Annotated in this window: 13 protein-coding genes and 2 tRNA genes; 11 read left to right on the forward strand and 4 right to left on the reverse strand. The window is 61.8% G+C overall.

From position 1 onward, the window contains the following. The first annotated feature begins 327 nt into the window (after positions 1-327). Both J3361_RS16015 and pdeM read left to right on the forward strand, forming a co-directional pair. Positions 328-2,814 carry a ligase-associated DNA damage response DEXH box helicase gene (locus J3361_RS16015; protein WP_207965403.1) on the forward strand — a complete coding sequence of 829 codons (2,487 nt, stop codon included), beginning with the start codon at positions 328-330 and terminating at the stop codon, positions 2,812-2,814. After that, on the forward strand, positions 2,814-3,470 hold the full coding sequence (gene pdeM / locus J3361_RS16020) for a ligase-associated DNA damage response endonuclease PdeM (protein ID WP_207965404.1): 657 nt from the start codon (positions 2,814-2,816) through the stop codon (positions 3,468-3,470). Before J3361_RS16015 ends, pdeM begins: the two co-directional genes overlap by 1 nt. Positions 3,471-3,546: 76 nt before the next feature. On the opposite strand, the gene J3361_RS16025 is transcribed toward pdeM, so the two are convergent. Further along, a complete protein-coding gene (locus tag J3361_RS16025; RefSeq protein WP_041022879.1) occupies positions 3,547-3,753 on the reverse strand; it encodes a hypothetical protein in 207 nt (68 codons plus the stop codon). Between the two features lie 102 nt (positions 3,754-3,855). Beyond that, entirely contained in the window at positions 3,856-4,422 is a 567-nt protein-coding gene (gene dcd, locus J3361_RS16030; RefSeq protein WP_003184751.1) for a dCTP deaminase, read from the reverse strand. A 354-nt stretch (positions 4,423-4,776) separates the two neighbouring features. On the opposite strand from dcd, the gene J3361_RS16035 reads away from it, so the two are divergent. Next, positions 4,777-4,986, forward strand: a complete 210-nt coding sequence (locus tag J3361_RS16035) for a cold-shock protein (protein ID WP_002554837.1) — start codon at positions 4,777-4,779, stop codon at positions 4,984-4,986. 194 nt (positions 4,987-5,180) lie between these two features. On the opposite strand, the gene J3361_RS16040 is transcribed toward J3361_RS16035, so the two are convergent. Next, positions 5,181-6,188, reverse strand: a complete 1,008-nt coding sequence (locus tag J3361_RS16040; RefSeq protein ID WP_207965405.1) for a DUF481 domain-containing protein — start codon at positions 6,186-6,188, stop codon at positions 5,181-5,183. Between the two features lie 157 nt (positions 6,189-6,345). Between J3361_RS16040 and J3361_RS16045 the strand changes: the two genes are divergently transcribed. From J3361_RS16045 to J3361_RS16060, 4 genes are all read left to right on the forward strand, one after another. Beyond that, positions 6,346-6,699: an MGMT family protein gene (locus tag J3361_RS16045; RefSeq protein WP_207965406.1), complete on the forward strand. Its 354-nt coding sequence runs from the start codon at positions 6,346-6,348 to the stop codon at positions 6,697-6,699. Between the two features lie 44 nt (positions 6,700-6,743). Continuing rightward, positions 6,744-8,303, forward strand: a complete 1,560-nt coding sequence (locus J3361_RS16050) for an AmpG family muropeptide MFS transporter (RefSeq protein WP_207965407.1) — start codon at positions 6,744-6,746, stop codon at positions 8,301-8,303. A 129-nt stretch (positions 8,304-8,432) separates the two neighbouring features. Next, the gene (locus J3361_RS16055; protein ID WP_207965408.1) at positions 8,433-10,148 is read left to right on the forward strand and encodes a proline--tRNA ligase; all 1,716 of its coding nucleotides are present in this window, start codon (positions 8,433-8,435) and stop codon (positions 10,146-10,148) included. A gap of 17 nt (positions 10,149-10,165) precedes the next feature. Beyond that, positions 10,166-11,119: a hypothetical protein gene (locus tag J3361_RS16060; RefSeq protein WP_207965409.1), complete on the forward strand. Its 954-nt coding sequence runs from the start codon at positions 10,166-10,168 to the stop codon at positions 11,117-11,119. 154 nt (positions 11,120-11,273) lie between these two features. On the opposite strand, the gene dinB is transcribed toward J3361_RS16060, so the two are convergent. After that, positions 11,274-12,335 (reverse strand): DNA polymerase IV, encoded by a 1,062-nt coding sequence (dinB, locus tag J3361_RS16065; protein ID WP_207965410.1) that lies wholly within the window; start codon positions 12,333-12,335, stop codon positions 11,274-11,276. Between the two features lie 282 nt (positions 12,336-12,617). On the opposite strand from dinB, the gene J3361_RS16070 reads away from it, so the two are divergent. The 4 genes from J3361_RS16070 (at position 12,618) to J3361_RS16085 (ending at position 17,086) form a co-directional block, all read left to right on the forward strand. Next, a tRNA-Met gene (locus tag J3361_RS16070) sits at positions 12,618-12,694 on the forward strand. Between the two features lie 232 nt (positions 12,695-12,926). Next, positions 12,927-13,003: transfer RNA gene (locus J3361_RS16075), tRNA-Met, on the forward strand. Positions 13,004-13,154: 151 nt separating this feature from the next. Then, positions 13,155-15,797: a bifunctional lysylphosphatidylglycerol flippase/synthetase MprF gene (gene mprF, locus J3361_RS16080; RefSeq protein ID WP_207965411.1), complete on the forward strand. Its 2,643-nt coding sequence runs from the start codon at positions 13,155-13,157 to the stop codon at positions 15,795-15,797. Continuing rightward, positions 15,797-17,086: a virulence factor family protein gene (locus tag J3361_RS16085; RefSeq protein WP_207965412.1), complete on the forward strand. Its 1,290-nt coding sequence runs from the start codon at positions 15,797-15,799 to the stop codon at positions 17,084-17,086. Before mprF ends, J3361_RS16085 begins: the two co-directional genes overlap by 1 nt. Positions 17,087-17,101 lie beyond the last annotated feature (15 nt).

Raw genomic sequence — 17,101 nt, forward strand, 5'->3', positions numbered from 1 at the left:
GCTCGCGAAGGCGGTCTGATAGTTGGCCATAGATTCTGGGCAACCACATTTTCCGTGGAAATTGAACCTATTCGCTATCGTGCAGCCTTGACCTGGAATTTGTTTTAGAAAATCAAGTGCTTGCGTTCTGTTTGATAGGAGCTTGCTCCCGCTGGGCTGCGAAGCGGCCCCCTGCATCTGGAAGACGTACTGCAGGAGGGAGGCTGCGCCTCCAGCGGGAGCAAGCTCCCTCGCCACAGAAGCGCGCTCGCCACAATGTCCTGCATAAAACCTTTCATCCCCCGCCGTGGTCACTGAAGAAGGACTTCCAGGGCGCACGCGGCAGGCATGGCGACATCCAGCAATTTCGCAAAACAGTGGTTCGATGCCCGGGGCTGGAAGCCGTTCGCCTTTCAGAAGCAGGTCTGGGCCGCGGTCAAGCGCGGAGACTCCGGGCTATTGCATGCCAGTACCGGCGCCGGCAAGACCTACGCCGTGTGGTTTGCCGCCCTCAACCGTTTCGCCCGCCCGGCACCGCCGCCGGACAAACCGCGCAAACGCAAGCCGCCGGCCGAACCGCTGACGGTCCTGTGGATTACGCCGATGCGCGCATTGGCGGCCGACACCGGCAAAGCCCTCGAAGCGCCCCTGGCCGACCTGCAACTGCCGTGGAGTGTCGGCCTGCGCACCGGCGACACCAGCCCCAGCGAACGCGCCCGCCAGGGCCGACGCTTGCCCACCGCGCTGATCACCACACCCGAAAGCCTGACGCTGATGCTTGCTCGAGCCGACGCGCACGCCGCCGTTTCGACCTTGCGCATGGTGGTGGTGGATGAATGGCATGAATTGCTCGGCAACAAACGGGGCGTGCAGTTGCAGCTGGCCCTGGCACGCTTGCGGCACTGGCACCCCGAACTTATCGTCTGGGGCGTGTCCGCAACCCTCGGCAACCAGGCCCACGCCGAACAGGTGTTGATCCCGCAAGGCAACGGCATCAGCGTGCAGGGCGCCAACGGCAAGGCGCTGCAGGTCGACACGCTGCTACCTCCGGCCCTCGAACGTTTCCCGTGGGCTGGGCACATCGGCCTGAAAATGCTGCCCAAGGTCGTCGCCGAAATCGACGCCAGTCGCAGTTGCCTGGTCTTCACCAATACCCGGGCGCAATCGGAAATCTGGTATCAGGCCATCCTTGAAGCAAGGCCCGACTGGGCCGGGCTGATCGCCCTGCACCATAGCTCGCTGTCCCGCGACACCCGGGATTGGGTGGAGCGTGCGTTGAAGGACGGCCAGCTCAAAGCGGTGGTCTGCACGTCGAGCCTGGACCTGGGGGTGGATTTCCTGCCGGTGGAACGGGTGCTGCAGATCGGCTCGGCCAAGGGTGTGGCGCGGCTGATGCAGCGGGCCGGGCGCTCCGGCCACGCACCAGGGCGGACCTCACGGGTGACGCTGGTGCCGACCCACAGCCTGGAATTGATCGAGGCCGCCGCCGCCCAGGACGCCGTGGCCCAACGGCGCATCGAGCCTCGCCTATCACCCCATAAGCCGCTGGATGTCCTAGTGCAGCACTTGGTGAGCATGGCCCTGGGCGGCGGCTTCGTTCCCGACGAATTATTCACGGAGGTGCGGGGGGCCTGGGCCTACCGCGACCTCAATCCGGCCGAATGGGCCTGGGCCCTGGCCTTTGTACGCCACGGCGGTTTGTCCTTGACCGCCTACCCCGATTACCAACGGGTCGAGCCGGACGAACACGGGATCTGGCGAGTCCCCGACGCGCGCCTGGCCCGGCGTCACCGCATGAGCATCGGCACCATCGTCAGCGATGCCAGCCTGCAATTGAAGTTCTGGAGCAAGGGCGGCGGCGGCAAGACCCTGGGCAGTGTCGAGGAAGGCTTCATCGCTCGCCTGCGTCCCGGTGATGGTTTCCTGTTCGCCGGGCGGCTGCTGGAGTTGGTCCGGGTCGAAGACATGACCGCCTACGTGCGGCGCAGCCAAGCCAAAAAGGCCGCCGTACCCCGCTGGAACGGCGGACGCATGCCGCTCTCCAGCGAACTGGCGGCCGCCGTCGTGGCCCGTTTGAGCGAAGCCGCCGGCGGCCGCTTCGAGGGGCCGGAGATGCGAGCTGTGCAACCCTTGCTGACGACCCAGCAACGCTGGTCCGGTTTGCCCACGCAACACACCCTGCTGGCCGAAGCCCTCAAGTCCCGGGAAGGCTGGCACCTGTTCCTCTACCCGTTCGCCGGGCGCCAGGTTCATCTGGGCCTGGCCAGCCTGCTGGCCTGGCGCGTCAGTCGGCAACAGCCGGTGACGTTTTCCATTGCGGTCAACGACTATGGCCTGGAACTGCTCAGCGCCACGGCAGTGGATTGGTCGCATTACCTGACCCCGGGCCTGCTGAGCGTCGATCACCTGTTGACCGACGTGCTCGCCAGCTTGAACGCCGGGGAATTGGCCCTCAGGCGCTTTCGCGAAATCGCCCGGATCGCCGGGCTGGTCTTCGCCGGCTACCCCGGTGCGCCGAAAAGCACCCGGCAAGTGCAGGCCTCCAGTGGCTTGTTCTTCCAGGTATTCAAGCAATACGACGCCGACAATCTCTTGCTGGCCCAGGCCGGGGAGGAAGTCTTGCGTGAGGAATTGGATATCAATCGATTGGAGCAGACCTTGCAACGCCTCAATGCCTTGAAGCTGGACCTGCACATGATCAGGCGCCCCACCCCGCTCGGCTTCCCGCTGCTGGTGGAACGTTTCCGGGAAAGCATGAGCTCGGAAAAACTCGCCGACCGCATCCGGCGGATGGTCAACGAGTTGGAAAAGACTGCCAATCGCGGTGACGCCTGATGCCAGCGCCTTATCCCGTTAACCTCGCCGGCGAAGAACTCTGGCTGCTCCCGGAAAAAGCCCTGTACTGGCCCGCCCAGGAAACGTTGATGGTGGCCGATGTTCATTTTGGCAAGGCCGCCGCCTATCGCAGCCTTGGGCAACCGGTGCCCCACGGCACCACCGCCAGCAACATCGCGGTGCTGGATGGGTTACTGGCCAGCCTGGCGTGTCGACAGCTGATTTTTCTCGGGGATTTTCTCCACGGCCCGGGTTCTCACGCGCCCGGCACCCTGAAGGCCCTTTCCGATTGGCGTGCGCGAAATTCGCACCTGGCCATGACGCTGATCCGCGGCAACCATGACAAGCGCGCCGGCGACCCACCGCCGGAGCTGAATATTCGCGTCGTGCCGGAGCCGTTGCTGCTGGGCCCGTTCGCTGTGCAGCACGAGCCCACCCCGCACTCCAGCCGCCATGTGCTGGCCGGTCACGTGCATCCGGTCTACCACCTGAGCGGCAAGGGCCGACAGCGGCTGCGCCTGGCCTGTTTTCGACTGGGCAGCGAGATCAGCCTATTACCGGCGTTTGGCGCGTTCACGGGCGGTTATCGCGTCGAGCAAGACAGCGATTGCAGGATTTTTGTCATTGGCGATAACGAAATATGGCCTGTGAGCTGAAAGCTTCAAGCTTCAAGCTTCAAGCCAAGCTACGTGTGCCAACTTGCAGCTTGCAGCTTGTAACTTGCAGCTGATTTCATGCCACCGGCGCAGGAGGCGGCTCGTCCGGCAGGGTGGGTTCGCCAGGTTCGGTAGGCTGTTCGTTAGGCGTATCGGGATCGGGCTGGCCGGGGATGCCGCCCGCCGCTTCGGCAGGATGGGCCAGCAATGACCAGGCCATGACGCCGATCTGATTGGGCTCAAGCCTTGCCAGTTCGGCACTGATTCGCGGATCGATCTTCATAGAGCAACTCCTGAGCGGGGGCCCGCTGCGCTGACGCACAAAAACGGGCAGTACACGCAATAGAGTGTCTGCCCGCTCAGGAATTCCAACAGCTCGTCAGATTCAGGTACGCGGCAGCGTCACGCCGCGCTGGCCTTGGTACTTGCCGCCACGGTCCTTGTAGGACACTTCGCATTCTTCGTCGGATTCAAGGAACAGCATCTGCGCCACGCCTTCGTTGGCGTAGATTTTTGCCGGCAGGGTCGTGGTGTTGGAGAACTCCAGGGTCACGTGGCCTTCCCACTCGGGTTCCAGCGGCGTGACGTTGACGATGATGCCGCAACGGGCGTAGGTGCTCTTGCCCAGGCAAATGGTCAGCACATTGCGCGGAATGCGGAAGTACTCGACGGTGCGGGCCAGGGCGAAGGAGTTCGGCGGGATGATGCACACGTCGCTCTTGACGTCGACGAAGCTCTTCTCGTCGAAGTTCTTCGGGTCGACCGTGGCCGAGTTGATGTTGGTGAACACCTTGAATTCGTCGGCGCAGCGCACGTCGTAGCCGTAGCTGGAGACGCCGAAGGAGATCAGCCGGTCGGCGCCTTCGCCACGCATCTGGCGCTCGACGAAGGGCTCGATCATGCCGTGCTCTTGCGCCATGCGGCGAATCCACTTGTCCGATTTGATGCTCATGGCGGTTTCCTGAAATAGCGAGGTGGAAAAAATACGTCCGGCATCTTACCGGGGCGCGGGGCAGGGTTCAAAGCGCGTCACGCAAATCTCGCCGATCCACCTTGATTTCCGGGTCCTGCCGGCCATCGCCGGCGCCGTCAGTCACCAAATAAGAGAAACCTTCGCAAAGACCATTGGCACATTCTGGAAAAAGGGTTAAGGTGGCGCCACTGTGTTGCTTGTGTCACTGAGAATCTCTACACGATATGTTGAATTTCGATCCAACCATCTACAAGAATTTTTCCTGCTCTTTGCACTCAGTCTCGGCCAGGGTTCTTCCTGAGTCGCAGTTATCTTTGTTCAAGGAGTTACACCATGTCTAATCGCCAAACCGGTACCGTTAAGTGGTTCAACGATGAAAAAGGCTTCGGCTTCATCACCCCACAATCCGGTGACGACCTGTTCGTTCACTTCAAAGCTATCCAATCCGACGGCTTCAAAAGCCTGAAAGAAGGCCAACAGGTTTCTTTCATCGCTACCCGCGGTCAGAAAGGCATGCAAGCTGAAGAAGTTCAAGTTATCTAACTTGTCCTTGCTTTAGTAAAAGGCCCCGCCCTCAAAAGCGGGGCTTTTTTGTGCCTGTCAGTTTTTACCGGCGCAAAAAAACTGTGGGAGCGGGCTTGCTCGCGAAAGCGATGGACCAGCAACATTTTCGTTGACTGACACACCGCTTTCGCGAGCAGGCCCGCTCCCACATTGATTTGTTGGCTAGCCTGGGGTTACCAGGTCACGCCAAACCCCGCCGTGTAGCGCGTCTTGCTCAGGTCGCTGTCCTCGGTGCCCTCGATGACATCCTTCTCGGCCTTGAGATTGAGCGATGCCCAGTCGGTGACCTTGTAGCGCAGCCCCATCTCGGCGTCATAGGCGTACTCCGCCACGCCGGACAGCGGCTTGCCCACTTCGCCGTTGGTGAAGAACTCGACGCGCTTGCCGATCAGGTAGCGGTTGTAATCCCACTTCATCGCCACGGAATAGAAGTTGTCCTTGCCGCCGTCACGGTACTCGTAATCGGTGCGGTTGAGCAGCGAACCCAGGGAGAACGCCCCCAGTTCGTCATCCCAGAACTGGTAGCCCGGACCGGTACCCACTACGCGCTGGCGAGCCAGGTCTTCGACTTTGTCGCGTTTGTAATTCAAGCGACCTTGCCAGAACCATTTGTCGGTAATGAACCGATCGAGGGAATACTCCAGGCGCCAGTTATCGGCGGACACGACGTCATCCTGGAATTCACGGTTGTATTCGCCTTCAGCAGTGTGCCGCCATCTGCCGTGGCGTGCCGAAGTCTTGAAATCGATGTCGTAATCATCGGTATCGGCTTCCGCACGCTGGTAATCCAGCGCGGCATCGACATTGCCTTTCCACACCAGGTCCTCGACCACCGGCTTGGGCTTGAGGATCTGCTGGATACTGGCCAGCTCGACGGTTTTGGGCCCATCACCGTTGGCCAGGGTGACCTTGCCATCCTCGGCCGCTTGCAGCGCCTTGGCTTTCTCGCCGGTGTAGGCATCCTGCTTGACCAGGAGTTGCTGATCACTCTCCAGGGTCTTGACCTGTTTCCAGTCAATGGGAATCGCGCCGGCATAATCGGTCTGGATCAGCAACTTGCCGCCATCGAAAACGGTAATCTTGCCACTGAGTTTGTCCCCATTCTTCAGCCAGACAGTGTCGGCAAGCAGGGGCATGGAGGCGCTGGTAACAGCCAGGCATAGCAGGGTTCTAGACAACATAAGCGATAAAGGGCTCAAGTTTGCGATGAAAAGGCGGCATTATCCCCCAGGATGACACCTCAGCAAGGACTGACCCGTGTAGGACCGATGAGTTCATTTCTCAACCAGCCCTGTAGGAATTAATCTACGGACGGACATCCCAACCAGGAACCCCTACGTGACTGACGCCCCCGCGGACTCCGAGAACGCCGCCCAAATACGCCGCACCACTCTTTACCTGACCCTGGCGCAAGTGCCGACGGGCAAGGTCGTCACCTATGGCCAACTTGCCGAGATGGCCGGCCTGGGCCGCGCGGCGCGCTGGGTGGGAAGAACCCTCAGCCAATTGCCGAACGACACCACGCTGCCTTGGCATCGGGTATTGGCGGCCGGTGGTCGGATCAGCCTGCCGGCGGGCAGCGCCTCGGGGGATGAACAGCGCGCACGCCTGCGCATGGAAGGAATCAGTATCCTGAACAATCGTGTTGATATTCAGCGCCATGGCTGGCGCCCGGTAGAGCACAGCGGTTAGAGTGCGCGCTTTGTTTTCGCAATTTTTGAGGCAGACTCCAGCCCATGCCCCGTAAAACCTGGCGCGCCGCCCTCGCCGCCTATGCCAGTCCCTCGACGCTCGTGCTGTTGCTGCTTGGCTTCGCCGCCGGCTTGCCATACATGCTGGTGTTTTCCACGCTTTCCGTCTGGTTGCGCGAAGCCGGCGTGGCCCGCGAAACCATTGGCTACGCGAGCCTGATCGGCCTGGCGTATGCCTTTAAATGGGTCTGGTCGCCACTGCTCGACCAATGGCGCCTGCCGCTGCTCGGCAAACTGGGGCGCCGTCGTTCATGGCTGGTGCTCTCCCAGGCTTTGGTGATCCTCGGCCTGATCGGCATGGGTTTCTGCGACCCACAAAAACACTTGTCCTGGTTGATCGCCATCGCCGTGATCGTAGCCTTCGCCTCCGCGACGCAGGACATCGCTGTCGACGCCTACCGCCTGGAGATCGCCGACGACACCCGCCAGGCCGCCCTCGCCGCCAGCTACATGTCCGGCTACCGCATCGCCGCGCTGCTGGCCACCGCCGGCGCCCTGTTCTTCGCCGAAGGCTTTGGCTCCACCGGTTTCAGCTACAAACACTCGGCCTGGGCCGGTACTTACCTGTTGTTCGGCGTGTTGATGGTGCCGGCGCTGCTAACGTCCCTGTTCATGCGCGAGCCACCGGTACCGCTGCGCACCCAGTTGCAGGCCGGGCGCTACACGTTTGTCCATCAGTTGGCGTCGGTATTCGTGCTGATCGTGCTGCTGGTTTCCGTCCCAGCGCTATTCACCCAGCTTTTCAACACCGACTTCGCCAGCGTGCTGTTCGAGGGCGTCAGCCTGCTCGACCTGCTGCTCGAAGACCGCGCATTCCTGCGCGCCATCCTCTATACCATCCTGACCGCCCTGTGCCTGTCGGCCATGGGCCGGCGCGGACTGGCGCCGGTACTGACGCCGATCAACGACTTCATCCTGCGTTATCGCTGGCAGGCCCTGCTGCTGCTCGGACTGATCGCCACCTACCGGATGTCCGACACGGTCATGGGGGTCATGGCCAACGTGTTCTACATCGACCAGGGGTTCACCAAGGACCAGATCGCCAGCGTCAGCAAGATTTTCGGACTGATCATGACCCTCGTCGGCGCCGGCATGGGCGGCCTGTTGATCGTGCGTTTCGGCATCCTGCCCATCCTGTTCATCGGCGGTGTCGCCTCGGCCGCCACCAACATCCTCTTCCTGATGCTCACCGACATGGGCGCCAACCTGCAGATGTTGATTGTCACCATTTCCCTGGACAACTTCAGCTCCGGCCTGGCCACTTCGGCGTTCGTCGCCTACCTGTCGAGCCTGACCAACCTGAAGTTCTCCGCCACCCAATACGCCTTGCTCAGCTCGATCATGCTGTTGCTGCCGCGTTTGATCGGTGGCTATTCAGGGGTGATGGTGGAGAAGTTCGGCTACCACAATTTCTTCCTCATCACCGCCCTGCTGGGCGTGCCGACCCTGTTGCTGATCGCCTTGCACTGGTTCCAGGAGAACCGTCGCCAGGACTCGGCACCCGCCAAGGAACCGGCGCCCACCCGCCCCGCGGAAGAGTCGTAGGAAACTTCAGAAAACACCGGGAAAACCGGTGTCCGCACCTGCCGACCGGCCACGCGCCTGTACGCCAGGGCATCTCGCCCGTACAATGCTCCGTCACTTCTCGTCATCAGCAACCGACAACGGCCAACCATGCGCACCAGTCAATTTTTGCTCGCCACACAAAAAGAAACGCCTTCCGATGCCGTCGTGATCAGCCATCAATTGATGCTGCGTGCCGGCATGATCCGCAAACTCGCCTCGGGCCTGTACACCTGGCTGCCGATGGGCCTGCGGGTCATGCGCAAGGTGGAAGCCATCGTTCGCGAAGAGATGGACGCCGCCGGCTCCCTGGAAGTGTTGATGCCGAGCACCCAGCCGGCCGAGCTGTGGCAGGAGTCAGGACGCTGGGAAGAATACGGCCCTGAGCTGCTGCGCATCAAAGACCGTCACGGTCGCGACTTCTGTGCAGGCCCGACCCACGAAGAAGTGATCACCGACCTGATGCGCAACGAGTTGAGCAGCTACAAGCAGCTGCCGATCAACCTGTATCAGATCCAGACCAAATTCCGTGACGAGATCCGTCCGCGCTTCGGCCTGATGCGCGGTCGCGAATTCATCATGAAGGATTCCTACTCCTTCCACGCCGACCTGGCCTCGCTGCAGGTCACCTATGACCGCATGCACCAGGCGTACTGCAACATCTTCACCCGCCTGGGCCTGAAATTCCGCCCGGTGGAGGCCGACAACGGTTCCATCGGCGGCGCCGGCTCCCACGAGTTCCACGTGCTGGCCGAGTCCGGCGAAGACGACATCGTCTTCAGCAACGGCTCCGACTACGCCGCCAACATCGAGAAAGCCGAAGCCGTGCCACGGGAAACCTCCCGCGCTGCGCCGACTGAAGCGTTGCGCCTGGTGGACACGCCGAACGCCAAGACCATCGCCCAGTTGGTGGAAGGCTACAACCTGCCGATCGAGCGCACCATCAAGACGCTGATCGTACGGGCGGAAGAAGCCGGCAAATTGATTGCCCTGATCGTCCGTGGCGACCATGAGCTGAATGAAATCAAGGCCGCCAACCAGCCAGGCGTTGCCAGCCCACTGGTCATGGCCACCGACGCCGACCTGCGCGATGCCATCGGCGCCGGTGCAGGCTCCCTCGGCCCGCTGAACCTTCCACTGCCGATCATCATCGACCGTTCCGTGGAGTTGATGAGCGACTTCGCCATCGGCGCGAACATTGATGATAAGCACTACTTCGGCGTGAACTGGGAACGCGACCTGCCGGTTCCAACCGTGGCGGACCTGCGCAACGTCGTGGCCGGCGATCCAAGCCCGGACGGCAAGGGCACCCTGGAAATCAAGCGCGGCATCGAAGTCGGGCACATCTTCCAGCTGGGCGACAAGTACAGCAAGGCGATGAAATGCGAAGTGCTGGGCGAGAACGGCAAGCCGGTCACCCTGCAAATGGGTTGCTACGGCATCGGCGTTTCCCGCGTGGTGGCCGCCGCCATCGAGCAGAACAACGACGAGAAAGGCATCATCTGGAGCGACACGTTGGCGCCGTTCCAGGTGGCCCTGGTGCCACTGCGCTATGAAACCGACCTGGTGCGTGAAGCCACCGACAAGCTCTACGCCGAATTGACGGCAGCTGGCTTCGAAGTGCTGCTGGACGACCGCGACAAGAAAACCAGCCCCGGCATCAAGTTCGCGGACATGGAACTGATCGGCATCCCCCATCGGATCGTCGTCAGTGACCGTGGCCTGGCCGAAGGCAACCTGGAATACAAGAGCCGCACCGAGGCCGAGCCGCAAGCGCTGCCGGTCGCCGACGTGTTGTCGTTCCTCCAGGCCCGTATCCGCCGCTGACACCAGATAGAGACGTCATGTTCAAGCGAAACACCTTAGGCCTCGGTGGCGCCGCCCTGTGCGGCGCCCTGCTGGTCAGCGGCTGTGCCAACCAAATGTCACAACGCAGCGAACACGAAGAGCGGGTCGAGCGCAAATTGCTCGACCACAGCCTGCAGATCGACGTGGGCGAACCCAAGGTGCTCGATCTGCCGCAGCGTCGGGTGCGCATCAATGAGCAGAAGACCTTCGAAGTCACTGAGTTCGAGGTCACCCGCCATTATGATCGCTACACGCCGTACCAACCCTGGCGGGAAATCTACGAAATCCCACTGGGCGCGGTGGCCGTCGTGGCCGGTGTCGGTGCGAACGTGGTCAATGTGTTCGCCCTCGGCAACCTGCCGGACACGGCGACCCGTGACTGGATCAGCTACGGTTTCGCCGGGCTCAACCCGTTCATGAACGCCCCTTCCCATGGCCGCGCCCAGCAGAACCTGGCGGGCATCGACGAAGTCCAGCGCGACAAGCGTACGGAACACTCGAGCCTGCCCTGGAGCGAACGTCCTGTGGAGATCAAGGCCGCCCGGCAGACCTTCGAACTGAGCACCGACCGTAACGGCGTGCTGCGCTTGAACCTGCTGGAAAGCCCGTTCGCCGAACAGGACCTGAGCCAGTTCGGCAAATTGCAGATCAGCGTGACCGATGCCCAGGACGAGGTGCACACCGACTCATCCCTGAGCATCAGCAGCACCTTGCGCAGCAAGCTGGTGGAAGCCCACGCGCTGATCTACGACGACCTGGAAGACGACGAAGTGAGCCAGTGGGTTCATCGGGTCAAGCGCCTGTCGGAGCTGGGACTTGAAGAAGAGGCCAGCGAACTGGAGCAGAGCCTGATCGAACTGACCCGCAACGATCCGGAGTTGCAGACCGAGTTCATCAAGGCACTGACCAAGGATGGCGGGCGACTGGTGGCGGATCCGGGCGCTCACTGAGCCCCTGCGGCAAGGGGATTGCGTGAGGGCAAGACCTGTGGGAGCAAGGCTTGCCCGCGATGGCGGTCTCAAGGATGCCATCGCGAGCAAGCTTTGCTCCCACAAGACTCCCTAGCCACAAGAGCAAGGCAAGGCATTCCGCCAACCGACGCCCTCACCGTTCAAACAACTCCAACTGCTCAAACCCACCGCGCAAATCCTCCAGCCGTACCCCGATCCCTAATAACCGCACAGGCTTGCCGCCCCGGTTGAACGCCTGGGTCAACAACAACTGGTAGCTGCCCAAGTCCCGCCCTGCCCCGGCCTGCTCCAGCGTGGTCTGGGTGAAGTCGTGGAACTTCACTTTGACGAACGGCTTGCCCGGTCGATAACTGCTGTCGATCCGCGCCATGCGCCCTCGGAGGGTTTCCATCAGTTCTGGCAGTTTGTCGAGGCAGCTCGCCAAGTCGGGCAAGTCGACATCGTAGGTATTCTCCACGCTGATGGACTGCCGCCGACTGTCGTTGTGCACCAGACGCTCGTCGATCCCACGAGCCAGGCTCCAGAGCCGCTCACCGAAACTGCCGAATTCGCGCACCAGCGCCAGCTTGTCCCATTGACGCAACTGCGAGCAATCGGCGATGCCGAGCCGGTTCAGCTTATCGGCAGTGACCTTGCCAACACCGTGGAGCTTGCTGACCGGCAGGGCCGAGACAAAGTCCTCGACCTGGTCCGGGGTGATGACAAACAAGCCGTTGGGCTTTTTCCAGTCACTGGCGATCTTGGCCAGGAACTTGTTTGGTGCGACGCCGGCGGACACGGTGATGTGCAACTGATTGGATACGCGCCGGCGAATGTCCTGGGCGATACGGGTGGCGCTGCCGCCGAAATGGGCGCTGGCCGAGACGTCCAGATAGGCCTCATCCAGGGACAGCGGCTCGATCAGGTCAGTGTAATCGCTGAAAATCGTATGAATTTCCTTCGACGCTTCCCGATAGGCCTCCATCCGTGGCTTGACGATGGTGAGGTCTGGGCAGAGCTTCAAGGCGTGGCCGGAAGACATGGCCGAGCGCACCCCGTAGGCCCGCGCTTCGTAGTTACAGGTTGCAATCACACCCCGCCGATCCGCCGAGCCACCCACAGCCAAGGGCTTGCCGGCCAGCTGCGGGTCATCGCGCATCTCGATAGCGGCATAAAAACAGTCACAGTCGACATGGATGATTTTACGTTGCGTCATAGCGGAACAGGGTGTGCGACGAATCGGGCCATCAGTATCGCACCGGCACCTGTATATAGCACCAGTAGTTTGAAAGATCCTTCGTTGACGCCCGAAAACGCCTACACAAATTTACTTCTTCAATCGCGACGAACCGCTCAATAGAGCGCCAGCCCTTGCCAGGCCTACGTCACAGGGCTGTCACAATGCCTTTTCCCTAGGCTAAGCGCTTGAAGCGGAACAGTTTTTTAGAACACCAAGCTTGACAGCTGCTCGATCCTCTGTAGAATGCCGCCACACAGACGCGGGATGGAGCAGTCTGGTAGCTCGTCGGGCTCATAACCCGAAGGTCGTCGGTTCAAATCCGGCTCCCGCAACCAAACATCAAAAAAGGCTACTCGAAAGAGTGGCCTTTTTTGTGCCTGTTCGTTTTTTGACCATACGATCAGAGAGACGCCGCCTGCGACACCCTACGCGCCGCAGGTTGTAGGACAATTTTCTTTAGATTCCGAGCATTTAGCCAGGCAAGGGACGGATCGGTGGTTTATTTGCCCCCTTCACCTTTTAACGGTTGACACTCGGGCATTCGCCTGTAGAATGCCGCCACACAGACGCGGGATGGAGCAGTCTGGTAGCTCGTCGGGCTCATAACCCGAAGGTCGTCGGTTCAAATCCGGCTCCCGCAACCAAACATCAAAAAAGGCTACTCGAAAGAGTGGCCTTTTTTGTGCCTGATGAAAAAGGCTTCATTACAAATATTTTGTAATTATTTTTTACTGCGGGGATTGGTAACTTGGCTGGATACCCCCATCCTGTCGCGCATAGCTCAAGAGGTGATTGATGCGCGCCCACTCGTCTGACCCGCAAGACTCCGTTACTGCGACACAACCGATCAAGGCCGAGCGACTGCGCTGGCTGGATCGGATCAGTCAGTACCGCCAGCCCATCGGCCTCGCCGTCACGCTGCTGCTATTTGCGATTGCATTGATTGCCTGCCGCCACTTGCTGAGCGAGCTTGATCTATACGCCCTGCACGACTCCATTCTGGAAGTGCCCCGGCCTGCCCTGCTCGGCGCGATCGCCGCCACGGTCGTCGGCTTCATCCTTCTCCTGGGCTACGAATGGTCCGCCAGCCGCTATGCCGGTGTGACGCTGCCACCGCAAACCATGATCCTCGGTGGGTTCACCGCATTCGCCATTGGCAATGCCATCGGCCTGTCGCTGCTGTCGGGCGGCTCGGTTCGCTACCGCCTATATGCGCGCCATGGCCTCGGGGCATCGGATGTCGCCCACATGACGCTCTTCGCCAGCCTGTCCTTGGGCTGTGCGTTGCCGCCGTTGGCAGCCCTGGCAACACTCAGCAACCTGCCCGCCGCGTCTGCAGCGCTGCATTTACCTGCCGCTTTGCTTGGGGTGATTTCCGTGGCCGTGCTGCTGCTCACCAGCGCCTTGGCCATCGGCATTTACCGCCGGCGCCTGCCGGAGCAGCCCCATCGGGACAGCCTTCTGGTAAAGGCCGGGCGTCGCACGCTGCGCCTGCCGGGCCGTCGCCTGACCTTCCTGCAACTGGTGATTACCGCGCTGGATGTGGCCGCAGCCGCCACTGTGTTGTATCTATTGCTGCCCGAGGCACCGCCGTTCGGCGCCTTCCTGCTGGTGTACCTGCTGGCGTTGGCCGCCGGGGTGCTCAGCCATGTGCCGGGCGGAGTCGGGGTATTCGAGGCGATTCTGCTGGCCGCGTTTGCCGACAAACTCGGCGCCGCCCCCTTAGCCGCGGCGCTGTTGCTGTACCGCTTGATCTACGTGCTGCTGCCAATGCTGGTGGCCTGCGTGTTGCTGCTGATCAATGAGGCGCAACGGCTGTTCCAGACGCGTCAGACCCTGCGGGCAGCCTCGGGGCTTGCCGCGCCGATCCTAGCGGTGCTGGTGTTTCTCTCCGGTGTGGTGCTGCTGTTTTCCGGCGTGACACCGGAAATCGACACCCGCCTGGAGCACATCGGTTTCCTGATTCCCCATCGGCTGGTGGACGCTTCGCATTTCGGTGCCAGCCTGGTGGGCGTGTTGTGCCTGCTGCTCGCCCAAGGCCTGCGCCGTCGCCTGTCGGCCGCCTGGATGCTGACCACGGTTTTGCTGCTGGTGGGCGCCCTGCTCTCGCTGCTCAAGGGTTTCGACTGGGAAGAAGCCACGCTGCTGACGCTGACGGCGGCGTTGCTGGCTGTATTCCGGCGCTCCTTTTATCGTCCAAGCCGCCTGACCGAATTGCCCTTCTCCCCGCTGTTCCTGATCGCCAGCCTCTGCGTGCTCGGCGCCTCGATCTGGCTGCTGCTGTTTGCCTACCAGGACGTGCCCTACAGCCATCAACTGTGGTGGCAGTTCACCCTCGATGCCGACGCCCCTCGCGGCCTGCGCTCCCTGCTGGGTGCCGCCGTGCTGTTGGTGGTGGTGTCCCTGACCTGGCTGCTGCGCACGGCACGGCCGGTGATCCATTTGCCGACGGCAGGAGAACTGGAACGGGCCAAAACGATCCTCATGGCATCGTCACAACCCGACGGCGGCCTGGCCCTGACCGGTGACAAGGCGCTGCTGTTCCACCCCAACGACGAGGCGTTCCTGATGTATGCCCGCCGTGGGCGCAGCCTGGTGGCGCTGTATGACCCGATCGGTCCGACCCAGCAACGGGCCGAAATGATCTGGCAGTTCCGCGACCTGTGTGACATCCACCATGCGCGTCCCGTGTTCTATCAGGTGCGCGCCGAAAACCTGCCGTACTACATGGACATCGGCCTGACGGCCATCAAGCTGGGCGAGGAAGCACGGGTCGACCTCAAGCGTTTCGATCTCGAAGCCAAGGGCAAAGAGATGAAGGACTTGCGCTACACCTGGAACCGCGGCACCCGTGATGGCTTGTCGCTGGAGATCCACGAACCGGGCCAGGCGCCGATGGACGAACTCAAGGTCATTTCCGATGCCTGGCTGACCGGCAAGAATGTCCGGGAAAAAGGTTTCTCCCTGGGTCGATTCAGCGACGACTATCTAAAGCATTTCCGCATCGCGGTGATTCGTTTCGAGGGCCGGCCGGTGGCGTTCGCCAACCTGCTGGAAACCCACAGCCACGAACTGGCCAGCCTCGACCTGATGCGCGCCCACCCCGAGGCGCCGAAACTGACCATGGAATTCATGATGGTCGGCCTCATCCAGCATTATAAAAACCATGACTACGCCCGCTTCAGCCTCGGCATGGTCCCGCTGTCGGGCTTGCAACCGCGGCGCGGCGCACCCTTGACTCAGCGCCTGGGCTCGATGGTGTTCCGCCGAGGCGAGCAGCTCTATAACTTCCAGGGGCTGCGCCGCTTCAAAGACAAATTCCAGCCTGACTGGGAACCTCGTTACATGGCCGTGCCCGCCGGACTCGATCCGCTGGTAGCGCTGGCCGATACTGCCGCCCTGATTGCGGGCGGCCTGACTGGACTGGTGAAACGCTGATGATGCAACGCTCCTGGCGATACGTAGTGGCCGCCCTGCTGGTGCTGGCGGTGATTCTCGGTGGCGGTTACTGGTACTGGAACCGCCCGGCCCCACAACCCACCCTGGAACAGCTGGCGCCCGCCGATGGCGCAGCACTGACCCGGGTCACCCCCGGCGCCAAGGCGCTTGCCCGGGTGCTGGTGGCAGTCAATGAAGACCAGAAGCTCAGCGACACCCAATTAACGACCCTCAGCCGCAGCGGCTCGGCGCAGATCGTCCAAGTGACCCTGCCCAAGGACTGCATATTGCAGGGTCGCGCCTTGCAAGCCGGCCTGAGAGAGCTCCAGGGCCCGGCCACGCTGGTCAGCGGCATCGGCCCTGGCGCCGTGCTGGCCTGGCGGTGGCTGGCCGAGCAGAAGGACGACAAGGCCAAGGCCGTGTCGGTGGACCTTGCGCTGGAAAAACCCGGCTGCACCCACCTGTTGCCTAAAAGCGCAGCCCATGGCCATTGGCTGGTGGCCTGGAACGATAACCCTGACGACACCAGCGCCGGTTTCGTAAGGGATCAGCAAAATGCCGAAACCAGCATCAGCGATTACGACATCAACTTGCCGCAAGTGCTGAACAACGAACTGCGCAAAATCCTGGTGGGCACCGACAAGGCCAAGGGCGGCCTGAGCATTCCCGTGGTGGAAGTGCCTGCCAGCCAGGCGCGGGATACCGTGACCCTGTTCCTCTCCGGCGACGGCGGCTGGCGGGACCTGGACCGCGATGTAGCCGATGAAATGGCCAAGATCGGCTATCCGGTGGTCGGCATCGACACCCTGCGCTACTACTGGCAGCACAAGAGCCCCGAGCAGAGCGCGGCGGACCTGACCGAGCTGATGCAGCACTACCGGCAGATCTGGGGCACCAAGCGCTTCATCCTGACCGGCTACTCCTTCGGCGCCGACGTGTTGCCGGCGATCTACAACCGCCTGCCGGCCACCGAACAACAGCGGGTCGACGCGATCATCCTGCTCGCCTTCGCCCGCACCGGCAGTTTCGAGATCGAAGTCGAAGGCTGGCTCGGCAACGCCGGCACTGAAGCCGCCACCGGCCCGGAAATGGCCAAGCTGCCAGCCGACAAGGTGGTGTGCATCTACGGCGCTGAAGAAGCCGATGAAAGTGGCTGCACCGACAAGACCGCCGTAGGGGAAGCCATCAAGCTGCCTGGCGGCCACCACTTCGACGAAAACTACCCGGCCCTGGCCAAGCGCTTGATCGATGAGATCAACAAGCGCCAGAACAAGACAGCCGAACAGTAAGCGGATACAAGCCAG

This window comes from Pseudomonas sp. OA65 (assembly GCF_017498305.1).
Classification (GTDB): domain Bacteria; phylum Pseudomonadota; class Gammaproteobacteria; order Pseudomonadales; family Pseudomonadaceae; genus Aquipseudomonas; species Aquipseudomonas zanjanensis.